This is a genomic window from Actinosynnema sp. CA-299493 (genome assembly GCF_050946825.1).
In the GTDB taxonomy this organism is placed as follows: domain Bacteria; phylum Actinomycetota; class Actinomycetes; order Mycobacteriales; family Pseudonocardiaceae; genus Actinosynnema.
In genome coordinates this window covers 6902992-6913847 of sequence record NZ_CP191993.1, presented here as the reverse complement: position 1 = coordinate 6913847, position 10856 = coordinate 6902992, and the positions used below count along the sequence as shown (strand labels likewise).

11 protein-coding genes and 1 pseudogene are annotated in these 10856 nt (G+C 73.4%); 3 read left to right on the top strand and 9 right to left on the bottom strand.

Annotated features, from left to right (window positions below; translation table 11 throughout):
- Positions 1–40: 40 nt before the first annotated feature.
- The 4 genes and pseudogenes from ACQPYE_RS28950 to ACQPYE_RS28935 form a co-directional block, all read right to left on the bottom strand.
- Positions 41–283, bottom strand: coding sequence for a hypothetical protein (locus ACQPYE_RS28950; protein ID WP_498715870.1), 243 nt, complete (start codon positions 281–283; stop codon positions 41–43).
- A 227-nt stretch (positions 284–510) separates the two neighbouring features.
- On the bottom strand, positions 511–1449 hold the full coding sequence (locus tag ACQPYE_RS28945; protein ID WP_498715868.1) for a hypothetical protein: 939 nt from the start codon (positions 1447–1449) through the stop codon (positions 511–513).
- 383 nt (positions 1450–1832) lie between these two features.
- A pseudogene (locus tag ACQPYE_RS28940) lies at positions 1833–2444 on the bottom strand (RNA polymerase sigma factor); the annotation flags it as partial.
- Between the two features lie 189 nt (positions 2445–2633).
- Positions 2634–3047: a hypothetical protein gene (locus ACQPYE_RS28935; RefSeq protein WP_498715866.1), complete on the bottom strand. Its 414-nt coding sequence runs from the start codon at positions 3045–3047 to the stop codon at positions 2634–2636.
- A gap of 183 nt (positions 3048–3230) precedes the next feature.
- Here ACQPYE_RS28935 and ACQPYE_RS28930 point away from each other — a divergent pair, with 183 nt between their 5' ends.
- Positions 3231–3701 (top strand): hypothetical protein, encoded by a 471-nt coding sequence (locus ACQPYE_RS28930; protein ID WP_498715865.1) that lies wholly within the window; start codon positions 3231–3233, stop codon positions 3699–3701.
- 16 nt (positions 3702–3717) lie between these two features.
- Here ACQPYE_RS28930 and ACQPYE_RS28925 read toward each other — a convergent pair whose 3' ends face one another.
- Positions 3718–5301: a lipase family protein gene (locus ACQPYE_RS28925; RefSeq protein WP_498715863.1), complete on the bottom strand. Its 1584-nt coding sequence runs from the start codon at positions 5299–5301 to the stop codon at positions 3718–3720.
- Between the two features lie 276 nt (positions 5302–5577).
- On the opposite strand from ACQPYE_RS28925, the gene ACQPYE_RS28920 reads away from it, so the two are divergent.
- Positions 5578–6339, top strand: coding sequence for an ANTAR domain-containing protein (locus tag ACQPYE_RS28920; RefSeq protein ID WP_498715860.1), 762 nt, complete (start codon positions 5578–5580; stop codon positions 6337–6339).
- A 32-nt stretch (positions 6340–6371) separates the two neighbouring features.
- Here the strand turns inward: ACQPYE_RS28920 and ACQPYE_RS28915 are convergent, their stop codons facing one another.
- Both ACQPYE_RS28915 and ACQPYE_RS28910 read right to left on the bottom strand, forming a co-directional pair.
- Positions 6372–6773 carry an STAS domain-containing protein gene (locus tag ACQPYE_RS28915; protein WP_498715858.1) on the bottom strand — a complete coding sequence of 134 codons (402 nt, stop codon included), beginning with the start codon at positions 6771–6773 and terminating at the stop codon, positions 6372–6374.
- Between the two features lie 294 nt (positions 6774–7067).
- Positions 7068–8072 carry a methyltransferase gene (locus ACQPYE_RS28910; protein WP_498715857.1) on the bottom strand — a complete coding sequence of 335 codons (1005 nt, stop codon included), beginning with the start codon at positions 8070–8072 and terminating at the stop codon, positions 7068–7070.
- A gap of 125 nt (positions 8073–8197) precedes the next feature.
- On the opposite strand from ACQPYE_RS28910, the gene ACQPYE_RS28905 reads away from it, so the two are divergent.
- Positions 8198–9742 carry an MFS transporter gene (locus tag ACQPYE_RS28905; RefSeq protein ID WP_498715856.1) on the top strand — a complete coding sequence of 515 codons (1545 nt, stop codon included), beginning with the start codon at positions 8198–8200 and terminating at the stop codon, positions 9740–9742.
- Positions 9743–9746: 4 nt separating this feature from the next.
- Here ACQPYE_RS28905 and ACQPYE_RS28900 read toward each other — a convergent pair whose 3' ends face one another.
- Entirely contained in the window at positions 9747–10214 is a 468-nt protein-coding gene (locus ACQPYE_RS28900; protein ID WP_498715855.1) for a peroxiredoxin family protein, read from the bottom strand.
- A 36-nt stretch (positions 10215–10250) separates the two neighbouring features.
- On the bottom strand, positions 10251–10835 hold the full coding sequence (locus ACQPYE_RS28895; RefSeq protein ID WP_498715854.1) for an RNA polymerase sigma factor: 585 nt from the start codon (positions 10833–10835) through the stop codon (positions 10251–10253).
- Positions 10836–10856: the final 21 nt, after the last annotated feature.

The following is a 10856-nucleotide window of genomic DNA, read 5'->3' as shown; positions in this document are numbered from 1 at the left end:
CCGGGAGATCCGGTCGACGGGCTCGATCACGTTTGACAGGTCACTTCACCGGTGAACCGTCCGCACACCCGCCACCTGAGCACAGCGGCGACAATTCGCCGTTCTCCAGCCGGTGGTGGTGCGTGTGGTCGTGCAGGTGTTCCGGCTGCTCCGGCGTGGTTCCCGGTGTGGTTTCCGGCGTGATCGCAGTCGTGGTCCCGTCCTCTTGGACGTTCTCCGCGGTCTCCGCGATCCCGACGTTCTCGTCCACGAAGTTGATCTTGGTCTCGGTGGGCGTCGACAAAACGATCTCCCTCCCCTGAGGATCTGTCTTGGCCTTGCAAGCGACTCAGACGATTGCTCTGAGTCAGGTTCAGCGGGCCCCTCGTACCGCTCGAACAGGGCAATAGTGGCACAACGGCGTAACCGTCGAGAAGCTATTTCGCACATCGGGTAGGCATACGGTCTCTGCCGTGCGTAAATGCCCCTAACTGTCACCCATTCAGGTAACGCACCACGCCGGTAGTCCGATCACCGTGTCGACGCCGCCGGCTCGTCGGCCGCCGGGTGCGCGCCGATGCCGCCGTGCAGCGAGAAGAGCAGGCCGAGCGGGTTGTGGTGCTCGTCCAGGAACGCGCGGGCGAGGTCGCGGACGACGTCGCCGAGCCTGGCGCCGGGCACCAGGAAGGCGTCGGACAGCCTCGTGGCGTACTCGCGGGCGAAGGCGCGCGGCGGGTCGACCTGCGGCTCGACCAGGCAGCACGCGCCCCGGTGCCGCAGGTGGTCGTGGACGTCCCCGTGACGGTCGGGGTGGACGACGCCGGGCGCGCGGGAGGAGGTGTGCTCGATCAGGTGGCGGTAGCCCCAGAAACCACGCGGGTCCCAGCGGTAGTCGTTGTCCCACAACGATTCGCGGTCGTCCAGCGGGACGTAGAGCAGTCCCCACGGCACGTGCAGGTCGTCGGACTCGACGGTGACGGTGTGCTCGTCGGCGCGCATCGCGGTGAGGAGGCGGTCGTGGATCTCATCGAGCCCGGCGTCGCCGTTGCGGAACAGCAGGGTGAACAGGTCGTGGCCGGCGCGGGCGAGGGACAGCACCGCCTCGTCCACGTCCCGGCCGGCCAGGTCCCAGCCGTCGGCGAACGGCCGGCTGGTCGGCCCCGCACCCGGCTCGACGTGGTCGACGTGGTCGACGTGGTCGACGTGGTCGACGTGGTCGACCAGCCTGGCGCGCCACCGCGCCCGCAGGTCGTCGACGCCGGCCTGCACCGTGGCCGCGCCCAGGAGCACGCGCCCCTGGTGGCCGCCGCCGTCCTGCGGGAAAGCGCTGCCCCAGGCCTGGACGAGGTAGCCGTCGGCCAGGCGCGGGAACCGGAGGTGGATCGTGCGGTCGCGGTGGTGGCGGGTGTCCGGGATGGACCGGAGGCGGTCGCTGTGGTCGACCGTGACCGTGCTCGTCAGCTCGCGCATCAGGCCTCACCCACCGGCAGGTCGGCGCGGACCTCCTGGAGCAGGTGGCCGTCGCCGAGGTAGACCCGGAACACGAGTTCGAGCGTGCCCCGCTCGACCGGCACCACGCGGAACCGCACCGCCCGCGCGTCGAGGTCGGCCGGCAGCCGGAACACCCGGGTCAGCGGTTCGACGGTGGCGCCCTCGGCGTGCAGCAGCACGCGCACCGGTTCCGCCACGGGCGGGGCGTCGTGCCCGGAGGTCGTGAGGGCGTCCCGGACCACCGTGTAGCCGAACTCGACCTCCGCCGGCGCGCCGGCGACCACCGGCCGGTCGGAGCGCAACCGCACCCGCGGGTCACGGGGTGGGCGCTGCGGCCGGGCGGGCGACGGCAGGCCCGGCCAACCGGTCTCGGCGTCGAGGTGCGCGCGCAGCACGTCCAGGCACCGGCGCCGGGTCGGGCCGGCGCCGGTGCGCGGCGCGGTCAGCGCCTCGGCGACCGCGCCGTGCTCCGCCCGGCCGGCCAGCGCGGTGAGCCGCAGGAGTTCCTGGCACCGCTGGGACAACCGGCCGAAGGCCCGCCACAGCCGGCGGTCCCGGTCGTCGAGCAGCACGGCGTCCTCGGGCAGGCCGTGCTCGCTCACCAGTTCCGCCGCGTCGTCGCTCACCGACGCTTCGCGGCGGGCCGGTGTCCAGGTCCGCTTCGCCTCGCGGCGCGTCGTGACGACGAGCCACCCGGCCAACGCGCGCGGGTCGGCGATCCGGTCGAGGGCGCGCGGCAGCGCGAGCCAGACCGCCTGCACGACGTCCTCCGCCGTGGCGCGGTCCAGGCCGTGCCCCCGGGCGACGTGCCACACCAGCGGTGTCAGGTCCGCGACCAGCGCGTCCAGCGCCCGGCGGTCGCCGTCGCGCGCGGCGACCAGGCAGGCGGCATGCCGCTGTGCCCCCTCCGGCTCCGGCCGGCGGGGTTCGGGGCGGGGTTCGGGGCCGGGTCCGGTCCGCTGTGCTCCGGGCAGTGCCACCACTCCCTCTCCCGGACGACTACCGCGCGTTCGTCCGCTACACCACCACGAGCGCGCGACAAGCGGCCCGCACTAGTGCGGTCGTCAACTCCCGGGTTCTCTCGTCGAACGCCTTCGGGTGAACGCGACGAGGCCCCGCCCTCGTGATCGAGGACGGGGCCGCTGATCCGACCGGCTCCCGGGCTAGGGCTGGTCCGGCCGGTAGCAGTCCTCGAAGCCGGCCGGCTTGGGCTGGTTGCCCGCGAACGCGCTCACGACGTCCTGCTGCTTCAGGTTCTCGGGGTAGCCGGGCCAGTCCGGCTCCTGGCCGTTGACGTGCAGCTCGTCCAGCCAGTAGCCGGACTGCCCGGACACCTTCGCGAACTCCAGGTCGCAGCCCTTGACCCGCACCACGACCTCGATGGTCTTCTGCGAGGACTTGACCGTCCGCTTGCCGATCTTCTTGGTCTTCTTCTCGGACTCGGTGCTCGGTTCGCCGACCGCGGTGAACCCGGCGGCCTTCAACTCCCGGACGAACTCGTCCTCCTTGCTGGAGCACCCGACCAGGGAGGCGCTCAAACCCAGCGCCAGCAGCGCGGACGCGACCTTCGTGTTCATGGCGGACAGCAAACCGCCCCGCCGGGACCCCCGAGCCCGCCTCAGCCAACCGTTACCGCGCTGTGATGTGAAACCGACCGCAACCGCCGGCGTCCCCGGCACGTCCCAGTGACCGTGACGACGCTGCCGCCCGCCAGGCGATCGAACGCCGGAAGCCACCAGCACCGGGCCACCCTGTCGGGGGTGGTCCTCGTCGCGGTCCTCGCGCTGGTCACCGGCTGCTCGGCCACCGTGATCGGCTCCGGGGCCGCGACCACGACGGTCGAGGTGGAGCGGACCACCGAGCGGACCTCGGGGTCGACCGCCGGGTCGACCCCGGAGCCGACGTCCGAGCCCGACCCGGAGCCCGGCCCCGTTCCGCTGCCGACGATCGACGAGGGCGCGCCCGCCCGGTACTGCGACGACCCGTTCCCCGGCGCTCTGGGCAAGCCGATGCTGGCCGTCGTCGTGGAGACGCCGTCGGGCCGGCTGACGTGCGACCAGGCCGCCGCGGTGCTGGTCGACTACTACGCCCAGCGCCGGGACCCGACTCCGGGGCTCGCGCCGCTGGTGGTCGCCACGATGACGTGCAACCAGGTCCCGGAACCGGCGCTGCCGCAGGTCGTGTGCGCGAACGGGGAGGACCTCGTGTACTCGATGTGGCCGCAGACGTGACGCTCGCCGACGCGGGTCAGAACCGGCCGAACAGCCACCGGCCGGGTTTGTCCGGCGTCGGGTCCAGGCAGAACTCCCTGGTGGCGCGGATGATCTCCGCCGCCTCCACGGCGCCGCGCCGGTCGACGTCGAGGCCTTCGAACAGGCCGCGGGCGTCGGCGTCGGGCAGGCCGCACCGGGTCGTGAGGGTCAGGAACTCGTCGCGTTCCAGGACGTCCGTGCCGTTCGTGTCGACCAGCGCCAGCACGGCCGCCGCCAGCGGGCGCAGCGTCCGGTCGAAGGCGGTGTGCGCGGCGCGGCCCGTCCAGGCGAGGAACTCGGCCTTGCCGACGCGACCGTCGTCGTCGGTGTCGGACTCGGCGGCCAGCGCGCGCCACAGGCCCCGGTAGCCGAGCCGGACGGCCATCGCGGCGGCCGAGCGGGGCGGGTGGCCGAACGACTGGACCAGCCGCAGCGCGAAGACCTCGTAGTCGTCACGCCGCAGGTAGCCGTCGCCGGTCGCGTCCAGGAGGTCGAAGCGCGCGGCGGGCGTGACGGGGGCGTGGGTGTGGCCGGTGAGCGCCGCCGCCCAGTCCGTCGCGTCGGGGTGGGCGGCGGTGAGGATCGTGCCGTGGTCGGCGTCCGCGTACGTGGTCAGGTGGACCGTGCTGCCCGCGGTGGCGATGTCGTCGGCGAAGTCGTGGATCACGCCCGGCGGCACGATCTCGTCGAGCCCGGCCGCGGCGAGGAAGACCGGGCGGTCCAGCCGGGTGACCGGGACGCGGCACTCGTCGAGCACCCGGGCCACGTCGACGTGCCGGGTCAGGTCGGTCATGCCGGTCTCGTGGTTGGTGACCGCCCTGGTGGCACGGAGCATCTCGACCAGGGACACGCGTTCGGCCAGGTCGACCAGGGTGACGCCGCGCTCGGTGAGGAAGCCGTCGGCGAAGTCCGGGTACCGGGTGCGCATGCCCGCCAGGACGATCGGCACGAACGCGGACACGGTCCCGGAGGCGTCGCTGGTGCGGGTGGCGATGACGCGTGCCAGGTGCACGGGCGGCGCGAGCGCGACCGTGCCGAGGAAGTCCAGCTCCGGCGCGTACCCCGTCGCGATCAGGGCGGTGAACAGCGCGGCGTGGCCGCCCTGCGAGAAACCCGCGACGAGCCACCGGTGGCCGAGCGGGTGGTCGAGCCGCCGTGCGGCGCGGACGATGTCGACCACGTCGTCGGCCACCGCCTCGCCGTTGAGGTACGGGTGCGGGCCGGGGGTGGCGAGACCTTCGTAGTCGGTCGCGGTGACGGCGTAGCCGGCCGCGAGCCAGGTGGCGACGTGCGCGCGTTCCAGCCGGAGCAGGCCGGTGCGCGACGGTGCGGTGCGGTCGGCCAGGCCCGTGGTGCCGTGGGCGTAGCTGACCACCGGCCAGCCGTCGGCGGGAGGCGTGCCCTCGGGGATGAACACCGACCCGGTGACGAGGCGACCCCGGCCGTCGTGCCCGACGCCTTGGTAGAACACGCGGTACGCGGCCTCGGCGTGCTCCGGGTGGAACCGGCGCGCGAGCGGGTCGGCGCGGATCAGCGCGCCCGGCGGTCTGGCGGGTCCGGCCCCGGTGGCTGCGGTCATCTCACCCGAACGGTAGCGGCTTTCGACGCACCGATCGGGTGAACTGCTTCTCCGTCGAGCGGCGATGCGCTCGTCGGGATCGCCAGGCCGTGAGCGTGCGGGACGGTGAATGCGTCCCCGTTCCGGTCTCACCCCAACTTTCGGGTGTTCCCCTCCCGCGCCAGCTCACGCCTTCGTGCGGGAAGTGTGACAAAGCCTCGAAGTGGGCACGATAGGGGTGACGGATCGTGGCGCCGGTGGCGGCCACGGGGTGTTGACCGGCACGGACGGGAGGCGATGGCGATGGGCGGCGTGCGGCGGGTTGCGGCGGACGACCACGTCGTCGAAGGGCTGGTCCGGCGGCTGGACGACGTCACCGGCGCGTTGGAGGGGCTGTCCGGGCTCCTGGAGCAGGAGGAGGACCTGGCGGTCATCCTCGACCGGATCTGCGCGCAGGTGGCGCACGCGATCCCGAACGCGGACATGGTCAGCGTGACGCTGCTGACCGACGGCGAGCCGGTGACCGGCGCGGCGACCGGTCAGGCGGCGCTGGACGTGGACCTCGCGCAGTACCTGGCCGCCGAGGGGCCGTGCCTGGAGGCCGCCCGGACCGGGCAGCTCGTGCTCGCCGTGCCGGCCGAGCTGCCGCGCCGGTGGCCGGCGTTCGGCGAACTGGTCGCGGACTTCGGCGTCGCCGCTTACCTGTCGGTGCCGTTGCGCGTCGAGGACTCGCCGGGCTCGCTCAACCTCTACAGCAAGCGGCCGGACGGCTTCCGGGCGCTCGACGCGGCGCTGCTGGAGCTGTACACCACGGCGGTGGAGACGGCGTTGCGCAGCGCCGGTCGCTACCTGCGCGTTCGTGGGCAGGCGGCGCAGCTGCGGCACGCGTTGACCTCGCGGGCGGTCATCGACCAGGCGAAGGGCATCGTCATGGCCGTGCACCGGGTGCCCGCGGACAAGGCGTTCGCGATGCTGGTCGACCGGTCGCAGCGGGCGAACGTCAAGCTCCGCGACTTCGCCGAGCAGTTCGTCGAGGAGATCCTGGCCGGCGGGGACTGACGGACCGGGCAGCCCCCGTCCCGGCCGGCGGACTACCGGTTCGCCGCCTGCGGTGACGGCGCGTGGTTCCGCAGCGCGGCGAGCGCGCCGCGCAGGGTGGGGTGGATGTCGACCGTCTCGTTCACCAGGGTGATCTCCAACGGGCGCAGGACGGTGCGCCGGTCGGTCGCCAGCACCAGCGGCACGTCGAGGCGTTCCGCGCGCAGGACCGCCTCCACCACCAGTTGGATGCCGGCCGAGCCGAAGAAGTCGACGGCGGCGAGGTCGAGGACGAGACCGGCGGGTCGCCGGTCCAGCTGTCTCAGGATCGTCGCCCGGATCGGCTGCTCGCAGGACATGTCGATCTCACCGGTCACCGTGACGACGACCACGCCGTCGTGATCGGTGGTGCGAGTGGTTGTCCCGGGTGTGGTCTCGGTGCAGGCTTCGCCCACTGGGCACTCCTCGGTTGGTACCAGAACCAACAACCGAGCTTCTGCTCAACCCGATTCGTCGCTCCCCGTAGTGGTAGCTGTGCACCACAACCATACGACCCCTATCAGGCATCCACAACCGCCCACCTGCGCCGACGGTGTCCCGGGCGGCGGACGACCCGACGAGCGCCGGGCGAACCCCCACGTCAGGCGTCCGCGTCGAACCGGCACCCGGCGCCGCGCGCGGTCAGCACGAGAGCGGGGTCGTCGGGTCGGTCTCGACCTCGCGGCGCGGCCTGGGAACGCGCGGTGGCGCTATTCGGGCGTGAAGCGGAATTCGAGCAGGCAGCGGTGGTCGGTCAGGTCGGTCACGGTGTCGAGGACCAGGCCGTGCGACGAGCCGAGCGCGCGGAACTCGTCGAGCCGCCGCTCGCGCCCGCCGAAGATCACCAGCATGTCCAGGTCGCTCGCGCTGCTCGCCCGCAGCCCGCCGACCCCCTCGATGACGAGCACGCGCCCGTCGGGGCGCACGGCCTCGACGCACCGGCCCAGGACGCGGTCGGCGTGCTCGTCGTCCCAGTTGTGGAGGATGTCGAACAGCACGTAGGCGTCCGCGCCGGCCGGGAGCGGGTCGAAGAAGCTGCCCGCCGTCACCTCGGTCCGCCCTTCGAGACCGTGCGCGGCGAAGGTGCGGCGGGCCTCGGCGGCGGTCGGCGGGAGGTCGACCAGGTGGCCGCGCGTTCCGGGGTGGGCGAGCAGGATCTCGGCGAGCAGCCCGCCCTGGCCGCCGCCCACGTCCACGACGGTGGCGAACCGGGACCAGTCGAAGGCGGCGACGATCCGCGGGACGTGCGCGCGGAACCGGTGCGCCATCTGGCGGTCGAACGACTCGCGCAGGCGCGGGTGCTCGTCCAGGTCGGTGTAGAAGTCCTGCCCGTACCGGCGCGGGTAGGCCGCCCGGCCGGTGCGGACGCTGTGCGCGAGCTCGACGTACGCCAGTTCCGCGCGCCCGCCCGCCGCGTCCAGGTTGAGGAGGTCGGCCAGGCCGTTGCCGGCGTCGGTGCGGAGGTGCGCGCCGTACTCGCTCGTCCGGTGGCCGGTGGGGGTGCGTTCGACCACCCCGAGGTCCGCGAGGTGGGCCAGCAGGAGCCCGAGCGCGACCGGGTCGACGTCGAGCTCGTCCGCGAGTTCGTCGGTGGGAGGACCGCCGCCGAGCAGCCGGTCCGGCAACCCCAGGGTCACCGCGACCCGGAGTGCCATGGGCGTGGCGAGCCCGGCCAGGTCGCGCAGCGCGGTCGTCTCGTCGTCGTGTCGTTCCACGAGGATCGACTATCGCAGGCTCGTCAAAGACGAATTCGGCGAAGAGTTCCGGCCGCGGTGTCGATCCGGGCCGTCGCCGTTCGACTGAGGGGTGGCAGGACACGACCGAGACCGGGGAGACGACGATGAGGGCAGGACGACGCGAGTGGTGGGGGTTGGCGGTGCTGGCGCTGCCGACGCTGCTGTTGTCGCTGGACATGAGCGTGCTGCACCTGGCGGTCCCGCACCTGGCCGCCGACCTGCGCCCGAGCGGCACCCAACTGCTGTGGATCATCGACGTCTACGGCTTCATGATCGCGGGCTTCCTGGTCACGATGGGCACCCTGGGCGACCGGATCGGCCGGCGGAAGCTGCTGGTGGTGGGCGGCGCCGCGTTCGGCGTGGCGTCGGCGGTGGCGGCGTTCAGCACCAGCCCGGAGATGCTGATCGCGGCCCGGGCCGCGCTCGGGATCGCCGGCGCGACGCTGATGCCGTCCACGCTGGCGCTGATCAGCAACATGTTCCAGGACCCCCGGCAGCGCGGGACCGCGATCTCGGTGTGGATGAGCTGCTTCATGGGCGGCATGGTGATCGGGCCGGTGGTCGGCGGAGTGCTGCTGGAGCACTTCCGGTGGGGCTCGGTGTTCCTGCTGGCCGTGCCGGTCATGGTCCTGCTGCTGGCCGTCGCGCCGAAGCTGCTGCCGGAGTACCGCGACGCCGCCGCCGGGCGGCTCGACCCGGCGAGCGTGGTGCTGTCCCTCGGCGCGATCCTGCCGGTCGTCTACGCCCTCAAGGAGACGGCCAAGGACGGCGTGTCGGTCGTCGGCGTGGTCGTGCTCGCCGCCGGCGTGGCGGTCGGCGCGGTGTTCGTCCGCCGGCAGCGCGGCCTGGCGGACCCGGTGCTGGACTTGCGGCTGTTCCGGGTGCCTGCGTTCAGCGCGGCGGTGGGCATCATGCTGGTCGGCGCGCTCACCATGGGCGGTGTCTTCCTGCTGGTCAGCCAGTACCTGCAGATGGTCGCCGGGTTGAGCGCCGTGCAGGCCGGGCTCTGGTTGGTGCCGCAGGCGGGCGCGGTGGTGGTCGGGTCGCTGATCGCGCCGCGACTGGCGCGGCGCTTCCGGCCGGAGTTCGTGCTCGGTTTCGGGATGCTGGTCGCGGCGGGCGGGATCGTGCTGTTCACGCAGGCCACCGGCGCCGGCGGGGTGGCGTTCGTGGTGGCGGGCATGTCGATCGCGAGCTTCGGGATGGGCCCGCAGGGCGTGCTGTGCACCGAGATGGTGGTGGGCTCGGTGCCGCCGCGCAGGGCCGGCGCCGCGGCGGCGATGTCGGAGACGAGCGGCGAGTTCGGCATCGCCATGGGGATCGCGGTGTTCGGCAGCGTCGGCACGGCCGTCTACCGCGACCGGATCGTCGTTCCCGCGGAGGTGCCCGCCGAGGCCGCCGCCCTGGCGACGGACAGCATGGCCGGCGCCCTGCGCGCGGCGGGTACCCTCCCCGCTCCACTGGCGGACGGGGTGCTCGCCACCGCGCGGGACGCCTTCGCGTCCGGGCTGCACACCGTCGCCGTCGTCGGCGCCGCGGTGGTCGTGGTGTTCGCGGTGGTCGGCATGGTCGCGCTGCGCCGGACCCACCCGGCGGTCGCCGACGAGCCGGTCGCCGACGGGCCGGTCGCGGCGCCGGCGAGCCGCTGACCGCTCAGGCCGGGGCGCGCAGGGACGCGATCGCGGCGGCGATCCCCTTCTTGTCGTAGCTGTTCGTGGGCAGCGTGGCGCCGTGGGCGTGGCGGACGACGCCCTGTCGGTCGACCAGGAGGCTGCCGGACCGCTGCACCGAGCCGAAGACCTTCCGTCCCAGCCCGATCATCTCGTGCGGGCTCTCGCGTCGGCCGGTGAGGACGGGGAACGGGATCTCGCGCTTCGCCTTCCACGCCGCCGCCGTCGCGCGGTCCTCCGGGACCGCGACCAGGACGCGGACGTCGTCGGCCGCCAGTTCGCCGGCACGGCCGACGAGGTCCCGGACGTGCAGGTTGCAGACCGGGCAGGACGTGGACCGCATAAAGAAGACCAGCACCGCGTGCCTCCCCTGGTAGTCGGAGAGGCGGACGGCCTGGCCTGCGGTGTCCTCCAGGTCCAGTCGCGGCGCGGGTGAACCGGCTTCGAGCATGGTGGGACTTCCCTTCGTATCGGGGTGTCGGTCCGGTCAGTCGCGGGCGGCGTCGAGAGCGCCCTCGACCTCGCCGCGGAGGTCGAGCCGGAGCGCGGTCCTGGCCCGGTGCAGGTGGGACTTCATCGCGGGCGTGCTCAACCCGAGCGCCGCGGCGACCTCTCGCCCCGGCTGACCCAGCACGTCACGCATGACCAGCACCCGGCGCTGGAGGTCGGGCAGCGCCCGGATCGCCTCCGCGACGCGCTCGGCCTCCAGCCGCTTGAGGACCTGGTCCTCCGCGGACGCCGCCGGGTCGCCGCCGGTCTCGTCCCGGTGCTCGTCCCCGCGCTCGTCGTGGTGCTCGACCAGCCGTCGGGCGCGGCGCAGGCACTCGTGCCGGACGACCCGGAACATCCAGGACGCGAGCGCCGCCGTGGCGCGCAGGGAACCGATCTTGCGGTAGAGGACGATCAACGCCTCCTGCGCCGCGTCCTCGGCGTCCTGGGTGGACGCGCACAGGTGCCCGGCGAACCGCCGCACGTGCGGATGGGCGCCGTGCACCACGGCGGTGAGCGACTCCAGGTCCCCGCCCTGCGCGGCCTTGACGAGCTGCTCACTCGCCCAACCACGGTCGACCACGTCCACCCCCACCTCACGCGG